The sequence below is a fragment of the Massilia brevitalea genome, assembly GCF_030711405.1.
Classification (GTDB): domain Bacteria; phylum Pseudomonadota; class Gammaproteobacteria; order Burkholderiales; family Burkholderiaceae_D; genus Telluria; species Telluria brevitalea.
Genome location: NZ_JAULSI010000004.1, coordinates 145,226 through 163,544 on the forward strand (window position 1 = coordinate 145,226; position 18,319 = coordinate 163,544).

Genomic DNA, 18,319 nt, shown 5'->3' on the forward strand with positions numbered 1-18,319 from the left:
TGCATTAAATCCGATCCCGTCCACACCAGGAGTAGCGTTTGACCACCGATCCACAAGCAGCCACCCCCGGCGAACCCCTCGTGCTCGAAGCGCGTGCGGCCGTTGCGGGCTATGGCGGCAAGACCATCCTGCACCAGCTCGACCTGGCGATCCGCCCCGGCGAGCTCTATGCGCTGCTCGGCGCCAACGGCGCCGGCAAGACCACCACCCTCAGCCTCTTCCTCGGCTTCGTCGCGCCGACGGCGGGCCAGGTACGGGTAAACGGCGTCGACCCGAGCGCGCAGCCGGCCGAGGCGCGCCGCCACCTGGCCTACATCCCGGAAAACGTGGCCCTGTACGAGCACCTGACGGCGCGCGAGAACGTGGCCTACCTGCTCGACCTGGCCGGCCAGCGCGAATCCCATGCGGCGATTGGCGCCGCACTGGCCAACGGCGGCCTCGACCCGGCGGCGCACGACCGGCGCGTGGCCGGCTTCTCGAAAGGCATGCGCCAGAAGGTGGCGATTGCCCTGGCCTCGATGCGCCGGGTGCCGGCGCTGCTGCTCGACGAACCGACCTCCGGCCTCGACCCGCAGGCGACCGTCGAATTCAACCGCCTGCTGGCGCAGCTGCGCGCGCAAGGCACCGGCATCCTGATGGTGACCCACGATTTGCTCAGCGCCGCCGACGTTGCCGACCGCATCGGCTTCCTCGATGGCGGCCGCCTGCGCGAGGAGGTGGCGGCCAGCGGCGCCGAGCGCTTCGACGTGCGCGCGCTGCACCGCCGCTACGGAGGGCAGGCGGCATGAGCGCGCAAGCTTCCATCGTCGCCAGGATCGCGCGCGAAGAATGGCGCGCGCTGCTGCGCGACCGCGCCGCCGTCCTTGGCCTGGTGCTGCTCACCGTGCTGACTTTGCTGGCCGCGCTGAACGCCCACGAATACCGCCGGAATGCCGACGCCGAGCGCGCCCGCTACCAGGAGCGCGCCAACCACGAGTTCCAGGCCCAGCCCGACCGCCACCCGCACCGCGTGGTCCATTTCGGCCACTTCCTGTTCCGGCCCCTGAATCCGCTGGCCGCCTTTGACCCCGGCATCGACGGCTACACCGGCCACGCCCTGTTCCTCGAAGGCCACCGCCAGAACAGCGCCAACTTCGGCGACGTGCGCCAGAATTCGCTGCTGCTGCGCTTCGGCCAGCTGTCGCCAGCGTTCGTGCTGCAGGTGCTGGCGCCGCTGCTGCTGGTGTTCTTTGGTCACGCCGGCGTGGCGCGCGAGCGCGAGCGCGGCACCTTGCGCATCCTGCTGGCGCAAGGCGTGCGCAGCCGCCAGCTGGTGCTCGGCAAGCTGCTGGCGCTGGGCGGCTTTGCCGGCCTGGCGCTGCTGCCGGCGCTGGCGGCGCTGGCCTGGTTTGCCCTGGACGGCGGCACGCCCTGGCCGCTGGCGCTGCTGCTCGGCGCCGGCTATGCCGGCTGGCTGCTGCTGTGGGCTCTGATCGTGGTGCTGGCGTCGACGCTGGCCGCACGCGGACGCGACGCGCTGCTGGCGCTGCTCGCCGTGTGGGCGCTGGCCGTGATCCTGCTACCGCGCTGGGCGCCGGACCTGGCGAATACCGCGGTGGCACTCAGCACCCGCTTCGAGGACGCCATCCACGTGCAGCGCGACTATCTGGCCCTGGGCGACGCCCACAACCCGAACGACCCCAAGTTCTCGGCCTTCCGCGCCAATTTGCTGAAGCAGTACGGCGTAACGCGCGTGGAAGACCTGCCGGTGAACTACAAGGGCCTGGTCGGCATGGAAGGCGAGCGCCTGTCCACCGAACTGTTCAACGGCTATGCCGAAGCCGCCTTCGATCGCCAGGAATGCCAGAACGCCATCGTCGACGGCTTCGGCTGGCTCAGTCCCACGCTGGCGCTGCGCCGCCTGTCGATGGCGGCGGCAGGCACCGACCTGGCCAGCTACCGCCGCTTCCTCGACCAGGGCGAGCGCTACCGCTACGAACTGGTGCAGGGCCTGAACCGCCTGCAGGCCGAAGCCTTGACCTATACCGACGATACCACCCCGAACAAGGAGAACCGCGTGTCCCGTGCGCACTGGGAAGCCTTCCCTGAATTTCACTACCAGGCCGCGCCGGCCGGCGAAACGCTGGTCCGCGCCGCCCCGGCCGGCCTGGTGCTGCTGGCCTGGATAGGCGCGCTGGCGCTGCTGGCCTGGCACCTGGCCGGCCGCCTCGGAAGGAGCGTGCGATGACCTCTCTTGCCTTCGAACTGACACTGATCCTGCGCGCGCGCCTGACGCTGGCGGCGCTGCTGCTCTTGCTGGCGCTGTCGGCGCTTGCCGTCTGGTCCGGCCTGCACGAAGTGGAACGCCAGCACCAGGCCATCGCGCGCGTCCAGCCGCTGGGCGAGCAGGACGTGGCCTCGGTCGCCCGGCGCTATCCGCACAGTCCCGACGGCGGCCAGCCCGCCTACTACACCTTCTACACGACCTGGGACGCGCCCTCGGACGCCGCCTTCATGGCCATCGGCCTGCGCGATGTGGCGCCCTATGTACTGCGGGTACGCGCGCTGGGCCTGCAGGCCCAGCTCTACGAAGGCGAGACCTTCAACCCCGAGCTGGCGCTGGCCGGGCGCTTCGACTACGCCTTTGTGCTGATCTACCTGGCGCCGCTGTTCGTGATCGCGCTGCTGCACGACCTGGTGTCCGGCGAGCGCCAGTCCGGCAGGCTGCGCCTGCTGCTGTCGCTGCCCGGCGGTGCGCGCCTGTGGCGGCGCCGCGTCGGCCTGCGCGCGGGGCTGGTGTTCGCCTGCCTGGGCTTGCCGCTGCTGCTGGCCGCGCCGGTGGCCGGCATGCCTGCCGCCGGGCTGGCGCTGGCACTCAGCGTGAGCGCCGCCTACCTCGCGTTCTGGACCGGCCTGTGCCTGCTGGTGGGCACGCGCGGCTGGCAGTCGGTGACGAATGCGACGGCGCTGATGGGCAGCTGGGCGGTCCTGACCCTGGTGCTGCCGGCGCTGGCCAACGTGGCGCTGACGCGCGCGATTCCCGTGCACCAGGGCGTCGACCTGATGCTGGCCCAGCGCCAGGCGGTGCACGGCGCCTGGGAAATCCCGCGCGAGGACACCATGCGCCGCTTCCTTGCCGGCCACCCCGAATGGCAGGGCACGGCGCCGCTGCCGGCGGGCTTCCACTACAAATGGTACTTCGCCTTCCACCAGCTGGGCGATGAAAGCGTGGCGGCGCAGGTGCGCGACTACCGCGCCGGCTTGATGGCGCGCCAGGCGTGGACCGGGCGCCTGGGCTGGATCCTGCCGGGCGTGGGTGCGCAAGCCATCCTGCACCGCCTGGCCGATACCGACCTGCCGGCCCAGCTGGCCTACCAGGACAGGATCGCCGATTTTCATCGCGAGATCCGGACCTTCTATTACGGCTACCTGTTCAACGACCGTCCCTTCGGCCAGGCGGATTACGCGAAGCGGCCGGTGTTTGCGCCGCGCGTGCCGGAGCCGGCGCCGCCCTGGGGCGGGGTGGCGGCCATGGCCGTGCTGAGCCTGGCGGTGCTGGGGCTGGGACTGGCCCGGCTGCGGCGCCTGCGGCTGCTGGCGCGCGGCTAGGGCCGGATGCTGTCGCCGGTCCGCACCCGTTTCTGCAAAAGGCGGCTCACCCGGCGGGAATGGGGGCATGCGGACAGGGCGGTCCTGAACGCCGCACTGCAGGGACGATGACAGATATTTGTATCGTAAGTTTTCCGCCTAGCGTTTAGTGTTGCTAGGGAAATATTTCTATGGCAATGTTTGTCATCACGCGTGAGGTTTCCTCCAGTTCGTGTTCCACATATTCGACAAAGCGGAGAATGTTTATGCAGCGAAAATCCTTGTTGTGCGGTCTGGTGGGCGCCACGCTCACTCTCGGCATGACCTCCGTCTCGATGGCGGCGCCGGCGGCCACCCCGGCCGGCGCACCGGCCACGAGCGCCTACAACCAGCCGCCGAAGGAAATCCTCGACGTGATGCGCGCCCCGGCCTCGCCGTCGCCTTCGCTGAGCCCGAAGCGCGACAAGCTGATGCTGGTGACGATGGACGACTACCCGTCCATCGCCAAGGTCGCCACCCCTTTCCTGCGCCTGGCCGGCGTGCGCATCGAGCCGGGCAACCATAGCCAGCACGACACCCCGGGCGGCTACGGCATCCCGCCCTGCCTGAGCGCGATCGACCTGGTGCAGGTGGCCGACGGCGCCACCACCGCCGTCAAGCTGCCGGCCGACGCCTGCCCGCGCCGCCCGATGTGGAGCGCAGATGGCCAGCGCTTCGCCTTCGAGAACATTACCGCGACGGCAGTCGAGCTGTGGGTCGGCGATGCGAAGACCGGCGCCGTGCGCCGCCTGCCCGGCGTGCGCCTGAACCAGATGTTCGGCGACCAGGTGCAGTGGATGCCCGACCAGAAGACGCTGCTGGTAAAACTGGTGCACGCGCAAAAGGCGCCGCCACCGGCGCCGCCCGGCTCGGACGGGCCCGGCATCCAGGAGTCCCTGGGCGCCACCGGCCAGAGCAGCACCTACGAGAACCGCGACACCTTGCGCAACCGCCACGACGAAGCCCTGTTCGAACACTACGGCAAGTCGCAGCTGGCGCTGGTCGACGCCGCCAGCGGCAAGATCACCCCGATCGGCAAGCCCGGCCTGTACGAAGAACTCGACGTCGCGCCGGATGGCCGCCATGCGGTGGTCACCGAAATCCGTCCGCCGTATTCCTACGTCACCACCTTCGACCGCTTCCCGAAACAGATTGATTTGTGGGACCTGGCGGCAAGCAAGGGCAAGACTGCCAACCCGGTGCTGCGCGAGATCGCTGCGCTGCCGCTGGCCGACCGCGTGCCGAACCGCGGCGTGCCGACCGGTCCACGCAACTTCACCTGGCGTCCGACCGATGCGGCAACCCTGGTCTGGGCCGAAGCGCTCGACGGCGGCGACCCGAAAGTGCAGGCCGCCCAGCGCGACAGGCTGGTCATGCTGAAGGCGCCGTTCAAGGGCGAGCCGGTGGAAATCGCCCGCACCGAGCAGCGCTACGCCGGCCTGGCCTGGAGCGAACAGCCGGAAGTGGCCCTGCTGACCGACTATGACGTCAACCGCAAATGGCGCCGCACCTGGCAGATCGACGTCGACAACGCAGGCGCCGCGCGGCGCCTGGTCTGGGACATGTCGACCGACGAGAAGTACGCCGACCCCGGTTCGCCGGTGCGCCGCACCCTGGCCAACGGCTTCTCGGTGATCCGCCAGGACGGCGACACGATCTACCTGTCGGGCGCCGGTTCCTCGCCAGACGGCGACCGTCCCTTCCTCGATAAATTCGACCTGAAGGCGCAGAAGGCCGAGCGCCTGTACCGCAGCAGCGCCAGCTCCTACGAGCAGTTCCTCGGCTTCGCCAACGACAATACCGGCCGCCTGCTGACCTGGTATCAGTCCGCCGCCGAAACGCCGAACGCCTTTGTGCGCACCGTGGGCCAGGGCACGGCTGCTGCCGCCGGCGAGCCGTCGTATGCGTCCACCAGCGTGGCGCTGACCCGCCTGGCCGATCCGGTGCCGCAGGTACGCGAGATCAAGAAGCGCCTGGTGAAGTACAAGCGCGCCGACGGCGTCGACCTCTCGTTCACGCTGTACACGCCGCCCGGCTACAAGGAAGGCACGCGCCTGCCGACCATCCTGAACGCTTATCCGCTCGACTACGCGGATGCGTCCAAGGCCGGCCAGACCACCGGCTCGCAAGCGACCTTCACGCGCCTGCGCCAGTACCGCCTGCTGCTGCTGTCGGGCTACGCCATCATCGACAGCGCCGCCTTCCCGATCGTGGGCGACCCGCGCAAGGCCTACGACACCTACACCGAGCAGCTGGTGGCGAACGCCAAGGCAGCGGTGGACGAAGCCGTGCGCCTGGGCGTGACCGATCCGAACCGCGTGGGCGTGACCGGCCATAGCCACGGCGCGCTGATGACGGCCAACCTGCTGGCGCACTCGACTCTGTTCAAGGCCGGCGCGGCGACCAGCGGCTCGTACAACAAGTCGCTCACGCCTTTCGGTTTCCAGAACGAGCGCCGCTCGGTATGGGAAGCGCCGGACGTCTACACCAAGGCCTCGACCTTCTTCTACGCCGACAAGCTCAAGACGCCGCTCCTGATCGTGCACGGCGGCGACGATGCGAACCCGGGCACCACGCCGCTGCAATCGACCAAGCTGTACGAGGCGATCCGCGGCAACGGCGGCACCACGCGCCTGGTGATGCTGCCGTACGAGCCGCACTGGTACGCGGCGCGCGAGTCGAACGAACAGCTGATCTATGAAATGCTGCGCTGGTTCGACAAGTATGTGAAGGATGCGCCGGCAGGCGCGGCGGCAGGAACGACCACCGCCAAGCCGTAAGCGGGCAGGGCGGCGCCGGCCGGTAAGGGAAACCCTTACGCGCGACCCGGATGCCACCGGCGCCGCCCTCGTCCATACTCCCTCCTGTCGGCCAGCAGGCCGTCCACACAGGAGGGAATCGCAGTGAAACCAATTAACCACCCACCCGACGCCGCCGTCCATGCCAGGCTGCGCATGGAAGGGCGCGGCAAGCGCCGTATCGCCAAGGACATCGTTGCGCGCGGCCAGCGCCAGCGCCGCGGCCTGGCCGGCGTCGTCCTGTCAGGCGGCGCGATTGCCGCCGCCGCTACCGTCGCCACCCTGTTCGAAGCCGCGCTCTGGTAGCGCAGGCTGCCGGCATCGAAGGCAGTGCGCGCTAGCCGCTGCCGTATTGCAGGTGCTGGCGCACCAGGTCGGCCACGCTGGCGGCCTGCAGCTTTTCCATCATGCGCGCCTTGTGGACCTCCACCGTGCGCACGCTGATCCCCAGGTCGCGTGCGATCTCGCGGTTATGGCGCCCGGCCACCACCAGCGTCATGACTTCGCCTTCGCGCGGGGTCAGGCTGGCGTGGCGCCGCGCATAGTCCGCCTGGGCCGGGCTGGCGCGTACGTCGCTGGCCTGGCGCTTGAGGGCTTCTTCGATGGCGCGCACCAGTTGCGCTTCCTGCAGCGGCTTTTCAAGGAAATCGACGGCCTGGGCGCGAAACGCCTCGCGCGCCGAATCGACGTCGCCATGGCCGGTGATCACCAGGACCGGCAGGCGGCAGCCGCGGTCGCGCAAAATCTTCTGCAGGGTCAGGCCATCCATGCCCGGCATGCGGATGTCGAGCAGCACGCAGCCGCGCAGCGCCGGACTCCAGCCTTGCAGGAAGGCTTCGGCATTGGCGAAGAACGCCGTCCTGTATCCGTTCAGGCTCAATAGCAAGCCCAGCGCGTCGCGCACGGCCGCATCGTCGTCGACGATGTAGACGGTGTTGTCAGTGCTCATCCCGTTTTTTCCTTTCGCGCCGCGCACCTTGCGCGGGCAATGTCATGGTGAAGACCGCATGCCGCCCGGGCGCGGCCGTGAGCGTGCCGCCGTGGGCCTCGACGATGGCGCGGCTGATGGCCAGGCCGAGTCCCAGGCCGCTCGACTTCAGCGAAACGAAAGGCTGGAACAGCCGGCTGCGGATCGTGTCGGCGATGCCGGGTCCATTGTCGGCGATCCTGACCCAGACCGACAGCCCCTCCACACCCGCATCGACCGTGATGCGGCGCGGCGTGGCGGACGGCGTGCTGCCGGGCCCCTCGGCCAGCGCCTGCACCGCATTCGCCAGCAAGTTGCGCAGCACGATGTCGAGCTGGATGCGGTCGCCCAGCAGCGTCGCGGCGGGCACCGGGTGCACCTGCAGCGCCACCTGCGCCGCGGCGGCCTGCTCCGCGAACGCGGCCACGCTGTCCTGCACCAGTTCGGCCAGCGTCAGGGTGTCGAGGGCGATGGCGCCGCTGCGGAAGAATTCGCGCAGGCGCCGGAGCACGTTCGATGCGCGCTGCGCCTCGGCCGCCATGGCGTCGACGGTCCTGGTCAGCAGCGGATCGCCGCCATCGCGCAGCACCAGGCGCTGGCAGGCGCTCCCGTAGGCCGAGAGCGCCGTCAGCGGCTGGTTCAGCTCGTGCGCCACCGCGGCCGCCATTTCCCCGGCGGCGGCCAGGCGCAGCGACTGGCGCAGGTCGTCGCTGGCGCGGCGCGCGATATCGACCGCGATGCCGATCAGGAAGCCGGACAGGATCAGGCTCAGGACCAGCATCTGCAAATTCGGCATGCGTTCGAGATGGAGCACCGGCCACAGCGCCGCGACCGTTACCCCGGCTTCGAGCACGATGGCGGCGGTGATGGCGCCCGCCATGCCCTGGCGCGAGGCGGCCCAGGCCAGCGGCAGCATCAGCAGGTAATAGGCCAGCGAGGCCGGCGCGGGACTTTGCAGCGCAAAGGCCAGCAACAGGGCGATCGCCGCGGTGTAGGCGGCGGTGTCGCCATTGCGGACCCGCGCCAGGCAGTCGGCGCGCAGGGCTGGGTCGAACAGGCAGCAGGCGGCCGGCACGATGGCCAGCATGCCGGCGGTCTCGGCGATGGCGTAGCGGCTCAGGACATCGACCCAGGACAGGCCGGCCGCGGTGCCTGGACCGCGCACGACAAAGGCATACAGCAGGGCGCCGAGCAGGCTGGCCAGCGCCGCCAGGCCGGCCCAGAGCAGCATGCCGCGGTGGCTGGCAAAGAACGCGCCACCGGGCAGGCGGCGGCGCGTGAACAGCGCCAGCGCCAGGTACAGCGGCACCGGCAACAGGCCCGCCAGCAGCGACAGCAGCGGCTGCGCCGGCAATGCGGGCGTGATGCTGGCCGCCAGCAGGGCCGCCAGCACCAATGGCAGCAGGGCGCGCCGGCCATGCCGGATCGCCGCGTACACCGCCAGCCCGGCCGCGGGATGCCAGACCGGGGCGATGGCCTGGTAGCGCGCTTCCGGGCCGCTCAGCACGTCGCAGGCGACATACGCCGCCACGAAAACGCAGCCGCGCCAGATCGGACGGGCAGGGGAAGTGCCGTGCATAAGGCCTTTCGTCGAGGGTGGAGGTGGCATTATCGCCGCATCGACGGGAACTCGCGCCGCGTAAGGGGAACCCTTACGGGAAAGGGCGAATGGTCAAGCGCGGCCGGATGGGCGAGACTGGAGCCGGGCCACGGATGTGGTCCCGCCATCTCAACGACGACAGGAGCCTGCCATGAAAGTCCATCTGCTTGCAAAACAGTTCCCCCTCACGCCGGCCCTGCGCGGCTATGCCGAACGGCGCCTGCGCACCGGCCTGTCGTTCGCCCGCGACCGGATCGGCGACGTCGTGGTGCGCCTCGGCGACATCAACGGACCACGGGGCGGGAACGACAAGCAATGCCACATCCTGATCGCGGTGCCGGGGCAGCCGGCGCTGGTGGTGCGCGACGTCCAGGCCGACCTGTACAGCGCCATCGACCGCGCCGTCAAGCGCGCCGCCCACACCTTGCGCCAGGCGGTGATGCAGCGCCGCTACCTCGAGCGCTGGGGCCACCGCAACCCGGCCCGGCCGCGCCATGCCGCGGCCGAGGCGCTGGCCGTGGCCGACGCGTCCTGATGCCGGCGCAGTCCCGGCAAGCTGACGCCTGAGAACGCCGGCAAAGGAGAAACGTGTGGCGGCGCGGACAATCGTCATGTCCGCGCCGCCGGCAGTGGTGCTACACTCCCGCCCTTATCACGAGGCTCCACACCATGACGAACAAAAAACAGCAATCGGCGGGCGCGCCGGGCGGCCGGCCAGAGAACCCCTTCATCGACGGCGCTTTCTACGACCGCGTGCGCGACTACACCGAGCGCGACGCCACCTTTTCGAAGGAAATCAAGGCCATCGCCGACCGCGGCGCCGGCAAGGAAAGCACCGATGCCCGTTTCGCGCCGTCGCTGGAACTGCTGCGTGGCGTGGTCAAGAAAGGCGTGTCGCTGAACGATATGTTCGAGCGCATCGTGATGGGCACCGAGTCCGGCTTGTGGGAGTCCTGGCTGGCCGCCTTCGGCATCGAACTGCGCGGCGTCAGCTACGGCAAGGCCGAACCACGCAACGCCCGCCTGGCCCTCGACATCAGCCTTGGCGCCAAGGCCAACCCCCTGTTCGCCAACGCCGGCATCCGCAACTGGCGCAGCCTGGTCGCCGAAGACTGCGCTCAGTTGCAGATCGAGAAGCCGACCGAACATGCCCCCGCGAAAGCCTACGCCATCTTCTTCCTCGAAACCGGGGACTGAACCAACAGCCAGGGTCAGGTCTGACATTCAGACACGGCCTCGGCTGTCGTGCAAGCGGCCGTTGGTGTTTGCCGCATCACCTCGTCGCGCATCACCTCGTCAATGTAAGAGGTGAATCCTGCCGGCCGCTGGCGCATAATGTCCGGATTCTCTCGGGAGGAACCGGATGCGCGACGCCATCATCATCGGAGCCGGCCACAATGGCCTGGTCTGCGCCTTCTACCTGGCCCGCGCCGGGTTGAAGGTCACCGTACTCGAACAGCGCCAGGTCGTCGGCGGCGCCGCCGTGACCGAGGAATTCCACCCGGGTTTTCGCAACTCGGTGGCTGCCTACACTGTCTCCCTGCTCAACCCCAAGGTCATCGCCGACATGGACCTGGCCCGGCACGGGCTGCGCGTCGTCGAGCGTCCCCTGTCCAACTTCCTCCCGCTCGACGACCACAACTACCTGAAGCTCGGCGCCGGCAAGACCGCGAGCGAAGTCGCGAAATTCTCGCAGCGCGACGCCGCCCGCCTCGATGACTACGCCAGGCAGCTCGACACCGCCGCCGACCTGCTGCGCGAACTGGTCCTGCAAACGCCGCCGAACCGCGTGCAAGGCGGCTGGCTCGCCGCGCTGCCGGAACTGATCAAGGCGGGCAGGCTCGGCAACCGCATGCGCACGCTGACAATCGGCGCCCTGCGCGAACTGCTCGACCTGTTCACCAAGTCCGCCGGCGACTACCTGGACGGGTGGTTCGAGAGCGCGCCGATCAAGGCGGCCTATGGTTTCGACAGCGTGGTCGGGAACTACGCCAGTCCCTACACGCCCGGCTCGGCCTATGTCCTGCTGCACCACGTCTTCGGCGAAGTCAACGGCAAGAAGGGCGCCTGGGGCCACGCCATCGGCGGCATGGGCGCGATCACGCAGGCCATGGCCAGGGCGGCACAGGCGCACGGCGTCGAGATCCGGCTGAATGACGGCGTGCGCGAGGTGCTGATGGAGAAGGGGCGGGCCACCGGCGTCGTCACCGCCAGGGGCGAGCGCCTCGATGCGCGCGTGGTCGTCTCGAACCTGAACCCGCGCCTGCTGTACACGAAGCTGGTAGACCAGGCCGTGCTGCCCGGCGACTTCCTGCGCCGCATGCAGGCCTGGCGCTGCGGCTCGGGCACCTTCCGCATGAACGTGGCGCTGTCGGAGCTGCCCAGCTTCACATGCCTGCCCACGACCGCGGCCGCCGAGCACCACGGCAGCGGCATCATCATCGCCCCCAGCCTGCACTACATGGAACGCGCCTACATGGATGCCCGCCTGGATGGCTGGTCGCGCGAGCCGATCGTCGAGATGCTGATCCCGTCCACGCTCGACCCCGGCCTGGCGCCGCCCGGCCAGCACGTGGCCAGCCTGTTCTGCCAGCACGTGGCGCCCACGCTGCCCGACGGTTCAAGCTGGGACGATCACCGCGAGCGCGTGGCCGACCTGATGATCGCCACCGTCGACCGCTGGGCGCCGAATTTCAAGCGCGCGGTGCTGGGCCGCCAGATCATGAGCCCGCTCGACCTGGAACGCAGCTTCGGCCTGGTCGGCGGCGACATCTTCCACGGCGCCCTGGGCCTGGACCAGCTGTTCGCGGCGCGGCCGATGCTCGGGCATGCCGATTACCGCGGGCCGGTGGCCGGCCTGTACACCTGCGGCGCCGGCACCCACCCGGGCGGCGGCGTCACCGGGGCCCCGGGGCACAACGCGGCGCGCGAAGTCCTGCGCGACCTGCGCCGGCGGCGCGCATGATGCGCCGCCTCCTTGCCGCCGTCTTCCTGCTGGCTGCTGCCTGCGCGCGGGCGTCCGGCCCCGCCGCCGACCTGGTCTACCGCAACGGCGTCGTCTACACCGTCGACGGCAAGGACAGCGTACACCGGGCATTGGCCGTGCGCGCCGGGCGCATCGCCCATGTCGGCAGCGATGCCGGCGCCATGGCCCTGGCCGGCAAGCGCACTCGCGTCATCGACCTGCATGGCCGCATGCTGATGCCCGGCCTGGTCGACGCCCACATGCATCCGCAATCCGGCGGCAGCCGCCTGCTCAACTGCAGCCTCGATTACCAGCGCCTGACCGTGCCGCAGTTCCAGGCGCGTATCCAGGCCTGCATCGACCGCGACAAGGCCCAGCCGCCGGACCGGCCGCTATTGGTGGTCAACTGGTTCCAGCAAGGGATGGAGCCAGCCGGCGCCGGCACCACGGCGGCCACCCTCGACGCGCTGGAAACGGACCGCCCGCTCATCGTGCGTTCTTCGTTCGGCCATTCGGTGCAGCTCAATTCGCGCGCCATCGCCCTGGCCGGCATCGGCCGCGATACCCCCGACCCGGTGGGCGGCAAGATCGTGCGCGACGCCGGAGGCGACGCCACCGGCCTGCTGGAAGACGCGGCCCAGGACCTGGCGATGCGCTTCGTGCCCGTGCTGAACGCACAGGAAAACCTGGCTGCATCCGGTGCGGCGTTGAAGGCGATGCGGCGCCAGGGCATCACCAGCTTCCTCGATGCCTGGACCGACCCGGAAACCATGAGCGCCTTTGCGGCGCTGCAGCGCCGGGGCAAGCTGACCGCGCGCGCCCACTTCGCGGTACTGGTCGACCTCGACCAAGGCGCCACGCCGCAGCGCGCCGTCGCCGACCTGCTGCGCCAGCAGGGGCAGTTCGATCAAGGGGCAACGCGGGCGGCGCCGTCGATGCAGGTGCGCCACGCCAAGCTGTTCATGGACGGTGTGATCGCCGCGCCCGCGTTCACCGGCGCCATGCTCGAACCCTACCTCGGGAACCGGGGCAGCGCGCAGCAGCCGGACTGGCAGCCCGGTGCGAGCAAGGGGCCGCCGAGCTACTTTTCGGCGCCGGCCCTGCGCAGCACGCTGGCGGAACTGGCACGGGCGCGCATCGATCCGCATATCCACGCCGACGGCGACCGCGCGGTACGCGAATCGCTGGACGCCATCGCAGCCCTGCGCGCGCGCCCGGAAGGGAAGGACGTGCGGCCGGCGCTGGCGCATGCCGAGATCGTCGACCCTGCCGACTACCCGCGCTTCGCCCAGCTCGGCGTTGCGCCGGTACTTTCCTTCCAGTGGGCCAAGCCGGCGCCGGACACGGTCGGCGCACTGCGCGACTATCTCGGCCCGGCGCGTTACGCCAGGGTCGAACCGCAGGCCGTGCTGCAGCAGGCAGGGGCGCGGGTTGCCTACGGCAGCGACTGGCCGGTCGATCCGCTCGACGCCTGGTTCGCGCTGAAGGTGGCGGTGACCCGCAGCGCCGCGCCGGATGCCGGCCCGGAGTACGCCGGGCGCCTGACGGCCCAGCCGGGCATGACGCGCGCCGCCGTGCTGCGCGCCGCCACCGTCGACGCGGCCTGGACGCTGCGCCAGGAAGCGCTGACCGGCTCGCTGGAACCCGGCAAGCTGGCCGACCTGGTCGTCCTCGACCGCAACGTCCTGACCGTCCTGGAAGACGATATCGCCAGGGTCAAGGTCTTGCAGACCGTCGTCGGCGGCAAGGTGGTGTACGAGGCCCGAGACCTGGGGCGCAAACCGGCGCAGTCCGGCAACGGTGCGGGGGGCTGTGTGATCGGATGCTAGACTTCGCGTTCAGCTCACTCGCATCCAAGGAGCCGTTTTGCGCTTTCGTCTTTCCTTCTCTTTCCTCTTCCTGTTCATTCTTGCCCTGGCGGGCCCGGTCCATGCCCTGCCTGCCGCGCCCGACACCGAGGCGCCCGCAGCCGAAACAGTCCACCCCGACCCGCTGCGCCGCGAAACGCCGCGTTCGATGGTGTCGGGCCTGATCGAAGCCCTGGCCGAACTCGACTACGACCGCGCCGCCCAGTACTTCGATATGCCGGCCGCCACCAGCAACCGCCAGCGCATGAACGCGGTCAGCCAGGCGCGCGCCTTCCATGCGCTGCTCGACAATGGCGGCTCGCTGAAACCCTTTGCCACGCTGTCGAACCAGGCCAGCGGGCGCGTCGACGACGACCTGCCGCTGGACCAGGAAAACATCGGCGAAGTCACGGTGCAGGACAAGAAGACCCCGGTCCTGATCACCCGCTCCGAGGTCGACGGCCAGCAGGTCTGGCGCATCTCGTCGGCCACGCTCGGCCAGATCGCCGCCGCCACACGCCGCGTCCCCGCCGGCGCAACGGGCGAAACAGCGCCGCAGGACGAATATTTGGTGGCCGGCGCGCCGGTGAAGGACTGGGGCATGCTGCTCGGCCTGGGCGTGATGGTCTTCGGCGGCCTGTGGCTGGTGTCGGCGCTGGTGGTGGCCGCCATGCGCCGCCTGGTGACCGACTCCGCGGCCAGCGGCATCTACCGCTTCTTCGAGGCGGCGCTGCCGCCGGCCAGCCTGCTGCTGGCGGTGGCCGTCTTCTACACCTGGGCCGAGCGCCTGCCGGTGGCCATCGTCGCGCGCCAGACCCTGCTGCGCTATACCGGCATCGTCACCGTCATCGCCCTGGTCTGGTTCGGGCTGCGCCTGGTCGACGCCATATCGGAACTGGTGATCGCGCGCATGCAGCGGCGCCAGCGGCGTCAGATCGTCTCGGTGGTCACGCTGCTGCGCCGCACCGTGAAGATCCTGCTGCTGGTGTTCTCCGGTATCGGTATCCTCGACACCTTCGGCATCGACGTCACCACCGGCATCGCGGCCCTCGGTATCGGCGGTATCGCGCTGGCGCTGGGCGCCCAGAAGACCGTGGAAAACCTGGTCGGCAGCGTGACCGTGATCGCCGACCGGCCGCTGCAGGTGGGCGACTTCATCAAGGTGGGCGACGTGGTCGGCACCGTGGAAGACGTCGGCATCCGCTCGACCCGCATCCGCACCCTGGAGCGCACCATCGTCACCATCCCGAACGGCGATTTGTCGGCGCGCCAGATCGAGAACTTCGCCGCGCGCGACCGCTTCCTGTTCAATCCGACCATCGCCGTGACGTATGCCACTTCGTCGGCCCAGTTGCAGGAAGCGCTCGCCATCGTGCGCGGCGTGCTGGCGGACGAAGAAAAGATCGCCGAAAGCTGGCGCGCGCGCCTGGGCGGGATTACCGACCGCGCCTTCAACATCGACGTGTTTTCGTACATCGACACGGCCGAGTTCGACGTCCAGGTGGCGGTGCGCGAGAACCTGCTGTTCACGATCTACCAGCGGCTGGAGGCGGCGGGCATCCGGCTGGCCCATCCGAGCCAGACCGTCGTGTTCCAGGGCGACGGCCAGGGGAAGACCGAGGACGGGCAGGGTGCGCGCGCCGAGCACGATGCGGGCAGCGCGCGGCCGCGTCTGGAGAAGGAAGAGCGGCCGGGCCGCTAGCACGGGCGTCTGCACGCCGCGCGCGGAGCGGTTATCATGTTTGTCTCAACCACCACAGGATTGACATGCCATGACCACGTCCAGCTATCCCGATACCCGCCTCCTCATCGCCAACGAATGGGTCGACGCCACTGGCGGCAAGACCATCCCGGTGCTCAACCCGGCTACCGGGCAGGAAATCGGCACCGTGGCGCATGCAGCGATCGCCGACCTGGACCGCGCCCTGGCCGCCGCCCAGAAGGGTTTTGAAACCTGGCGCGACGTGCCGGCCGCCGAGCGCGCCGCCGCCATGCGCCGCGCCGCCAACCTGCTGCGCGAACGCGCCGGCGACATCGCCCGCCTTCTTACCCAGGAGCAGGGCAAGCCCCTGGCCGAAGCCAAAGGCGAGGCCCTGGCCGGCGCCGAGATCATCGACTGGTTCGCCGCCGAAGGCATGCGCGTGTATGGCCGCATCGTCCCGTCGCGCAACCCGAAGGCCCAGCAGCTGGTGCTGAAGGAACCGGTCGGCCCTGTCGCCGCCTTCACCCCATGGAACTTCCCGATCAACCAGATCGTGCGCAAGCTGTCGGCGGCGCTGGCCACCGGCTGCTCGTTCCTGTGCAAGGCGCCGGAAGAGACCCCGGCCTCGCCGGCCGCGTTGCTGCAGTGCTTCGTCGACGCCGGCGTGCCGCCGGGCGTGGTCGGCCTGGTGTTCGGCGACCCCGCTGAAATCTCGGGCTACCTGATCCCGCACCCGGTCATCCGCAAGGTCACCTTCACCGGCTCGACCCCGGTCGGCAAGCAACTGGCTGCCCTGGCCGGCGCCCACATGAAGCGCGCCACCATGGAACTGGGCGGCCACGCACCGGTGATCATCGCCGAGGATGCCGACGTCGCCCTGGCCGTGAAAGCCGCCGGCGCCGCCAAGTTCCGGAATGCCGGCCAGGTCTGCATCTCGCCGACCCGCTTCCTGGTGCATAACGCGATCAAGGAAGAATTCACGCGCGCCTTCGTGCAGCATGCCGAAGGCCTGAAGATGGGCGACGGCCTGCAAGAAGGCACGACCCTGGGGCCGCTCGCCAATGCGCGCCGCCTGACGGCCATGGCCAAGGTGGTCGAGGATGCGCAAGCCAAGGGCGCCACCGTGGCGCTGGGCGGCAAGCGCTTCGGCGAGACCGGCAACTTCTTCTCGCCGACCATCCTGTCCGACGTGCCTTTGGAGGCGAGCGTGTTCAACGACGAGCCGTTTGGCCCGGTGGCGGCGATCCGCGGCTTCGACAGCCTGGAAGACGCGATCCTTGAAGCCAACCGCCTGCCGTATGGCCTGGCCGGTTATGCCTTTACGCGCTCGATCAAGAATGCCCAGCTGTTGATGAACCGCGTCGAAGTCGGCATGCTGTGGATTAACCAGCCGGCCACGCCGAGCGCCGAGCTGCCCTTCGGCGGCATCAAGGATTCGGGCTACGGTTCGGAAGGCGGCCCGGAGGCGCTGGAGTCCTACCTGAACACCAAGGCGGTGTCGATGGTCGGCGTCTAAGCCGTTCGTCACGAAGGCCGGTGCGAACCGGCCTTTTTCAATTGGAGAGAAAGAACATGGTACGCGAGAGTGCGGCGCTGCCGATTGAAGCCGGTAGGGTGGACTCCTGAGTCCACGCGGTAGCACCGTAGCATATCGAAACGCGTACCCTGGCCCTGGGATGCATTCTGCAACGATGTTCGCAAGCACCGCAGTGTGCCGAGGCACGACCGCGTGGACTCAGGAGTCCACCCTACGGACCACTGTATTTAACTGAACGGCATGACGGCGCGAACCGGCCTTTTTTCTAGAAAGAGATATATATGGTAATCGAGAGTGCGGAGCTGTTGATCAAGGAAGGCATGGAAGCCGAATTCGAAGCCGGCGTGCGCCAGGCGACGCCGCTGTTCCAGCGTGCGCGCGGCTGCCATGGCATGTGGCTGGAACGCGGCGTGGAAAACCCGCGCGCCTACCGCCTGCTGGTGCGCTGGGAGACGGTGGAGGACCATAATGTCCACTTCCGCGGCAGCGATGATTTCCAGGAATGGCGCCGCCTGGTCGGCGATTGCTTCGACGGCGCCCCCAGCGTCAGCCACCTGGAAACGGTGCTCGAAGGTTTTTGAGGTGTAACCCGTCATGTGCGTCAACTACCGTCCGCCCACGCCCGAGGAATTCGGCAAGCTGGGCGCTTTCAGCGAGCTGCCTGCCGACTGGCGCTGGCCGGAAGAAACCTGGAAGGATTACGTCGCGCCCATCGTGCGCCGGGGTGAGCATGGCCGGCCGCAGGCTTGCCTGGCCAGCTACGGCATGGTCCCGCGGCGCCAGATTCCGCCGGATATCAAACCCTTCGACACCATGAATGCGCGCGCCGAGTCGCTGGTCGAGCGCCGTTCGTTTGCGCCGGCCTGGCGCCGCCTGCAGTTGTGCGCGGTGCCGATGGCCTGGTTCTACGAACCCTGCTACGAGAGCGGGCGCGCGGTGCGCCATGCGATCGGCATGGCGGACGAATCGCTGTTCTACGTGGCCGGATTGTGGCGCGACTGGCCGGAGGCGGAAGGCAGCGTTGCGTCCTCGTTCACCCAGATCACCATCAACGCCGACGACCATCCGCTGATGAACCGCATGCACAAGCCGGGCGACGAAAAGCGTTCGCTGGTGATCCTGCCGCACGAGGACGTCGAGGACTGGCTGATGTGCCGCAGCATGGACATGGCCCACACTTTCCTGCGCCATTATCCCGCCGAGCGCATGCGCGACTGGCCGGCGGCGCCGGCGCCGGTGCGCCGCAAACCGCCCGAGCCCTCGCCGAATCTCGAACTGTTCTGAACGAGAACGGCCG

General features: G+C 69.2%; 15 protein-coding genes. 13 read left to right on the forward strand and 2 right to left on the reverse strand.

The genetic code is table 11. The features are described from left to right. Nucleotides 1-38: 38 nt before the first annotated feature. The 5 genes from QWL29_RS03720 (at nt 39) to QWL29_RS03740 (ending at nt 6,710) form a co-directional block, all read left to right on the forward strand. Nucleotides 39-788: an ABC transporter ATP-binding protein gene (locus QWL29_RS03720; RefSeq protein WP_305821542.1), complete on the forward strand. Its 750-nt coding sequence runs from the start codon at nt 39-41 to the stop codon at nt 786-788. Continuing rightward, the gene (locus QWL29_RS03725; RefSeq protein ID WP_305821543.1) at nt 785-2,227 is read left to right on the forward strand and encodes a DUF3526 domain-containing protein; all 1,443 of its coding nucleotides are present in this window, start codon (nt 785-787) and stop codon (nt 2,225-2,227) included. The genes QWL29_RS03720 and QWL29_RS03725 overlap by 4 nt, the downstream gene beginning before the upstream one ends. After that, entirely contained in the window at nt 2,224-3,588 is a 1,365-nt protein-coding gene (locus QWL29_RS03730) for a DUF3526 domain-containing protein (RefSeq protein WP_305821544.1), read from the forward strand. The genes QWL29_RS03725 and QWL29_RS03730 overlap by 4 nt, the downstream gene beginning before the upstream one ends. Nucleotides 3,589-3,833: 245 nt before the next feature. Beyond that, the gene (locus tag QWL29_RS03735; RefSeq protein ID WP_305821545.1) at nt 3,834-6,386 is read left to right on the forward strand and encodes a S9 family peptidase; all 2,553 of its coding nucleotides are present in this window, start codon (nt 3,834-3,836) and stop codon (nt 6,384-6,386) included. Nucleotides 6,387-6,509: 123 nt separating this feature from the next. After that, complete coding sequence (locus tag QWL29_RS03740; RefSeq protein ID WP_305821546.1) at nt 6,510-6,710, forward strand: hypothetical protein; 201 nt, start codon at nt 6,510-6,512, stop codon at nt 6,708-6,710. Nucleotides 6,711-6,741: 31 nt separating this feature from the next. Here QWL29_RS03740 and QWL29_RS03745 read toward each other — a convergent pair whose 3' ends face one another. Both QWL29_RS03745 and QWL29_RS03750 read right to left on the reverse strand, forming a co-directional pair. Next, on the reverse strand, nt 6,742-7,353 hold the full coding sequence (locus QWL29_RS03745) for a response regulator transcription factor (RefSeq protein ID WP_305821547.1): 612 nt from the start codon (nt 7,351-7,353) through the stop codon (nt 6,742-6,744). Then, on the reverse strand, nt 7,343-8,950 hold the full coding sequence (locus QWL29_RS03750; RefSeq protein WP_305821548.1) for a sensor histidine kinase: 1,608 nt from the start codon (nt 8,948-8,950) through the stop codon (nt 7,343-7,345). Before QWL29_RS03750 ends, QWL29_RS03745 begins: the two co-directional genes overlap by 11 nt. Nucleotides 8,951-9,122: 172 nt before the next feature. Between QWL29_RS03750 and QWL29_RS03755 the strand changes: the two genes are divergently transcribed. From QWL29_RS03755 to QWL29_RS03790, 8 genes are all read left to right on the forward strand, one after another. Beyond that, entirely contained in the window at nt 9,123-9,506 is a 384-nt protein-coding gene (locus QWL29_RS03755; protein ID WP_305821549.1) for an HPF/RaiA family ribosome-associated protein, read from the forward strand. 134 nt (nt 9,507-9,640) lie between these two features. Then, on the forward strand, nt 9,641-10,168 hold the full coding sequence (locus QWL29_RS03760) for a hypothetical protein (RefSeq protein WP_305821550.1): 528 nt from the start codon (nt 9,641-9,643) through the stop codon (nt 10,166-10,168). 166 nt (nt 10,169-10,334) lie between these two features. Next, nucleotides 10,335-11,936: a phytoene desaturase family protein gene (locus QWL29_RS03765; protein WP_305821551.1), complete on the forward strand. Its 1,602-nt coding sequence runs from the start codon at nt 10,335-10,337 to the stop codon at nt 11,934-11,936. After that, a complete protein-coding gene (locus tag QWL29_RS03770; RefSeq protein ID WP_305821552.1) occupies nt 11,933-13,765 on the forward strand; it encodes an amidohydrolase in 1,833 nt (610 codons plus the stop codon). The genes QWL29_RS03765 and QWL29_RS03770 overlap by 4 nt, the downstream gene beginning before the upstream one ends. Before the next feature lie 37 nt (nt 13,766-13,802). Further along, nucleotides 13,803-15,485: a mechanosensitive ion channel family protein gene (locus QWL29_RS03775; protein ID WP_305821553.1), complete on the forward strand. Its 1,683-nt coding sequence runs from the start codon at nt 13,803-13,805 to the stop codon at nt 15,483-15,485. A gap of 70 nt (nt 15,486-15,555) precedes the next feature. Next, the gene (locus QWL29_RS03780) at nt 15,556-17,001 is read left to right on the forward strand and encodes an NAD-dependent succinate-semialdehyde dehydrogenase (protein WP_305821554.1); all 1,446 of its coding nucleotides are present in this window, start codon (nt 15,556-15,558) and stop codon (nt 16,999-17,001) included. 302 nt (nt 17,002-17,303) lie between these two features. Continuing rightward, nucleotides 17,304-17,603, forward strand: a complete 300-nt coding sequence (locus QWL29_RS03785) for an antibiotic biosynthesis monooxygenase family protein (protein WP_305821555.1) — start codon at nt 17,304-17,306, stop codon at nt 17,601-17,603. A gap of 13 nt (nt 17,604-17,616) precedes the next feature. After that, nucleotides 17,617-18,306: an SOS response-associated peptidase gene (locus QWL29_RS03790; RefSeq protein ID WP_305821556.1), complete on the forward strand. Its 690-nt coding sequence runs from the start codon at nt 17,617-17,619 to the stop codon at nt 18,304-18,306. Nucleotides 18,307-18,319: the final 13 nt, after the last annotated feature.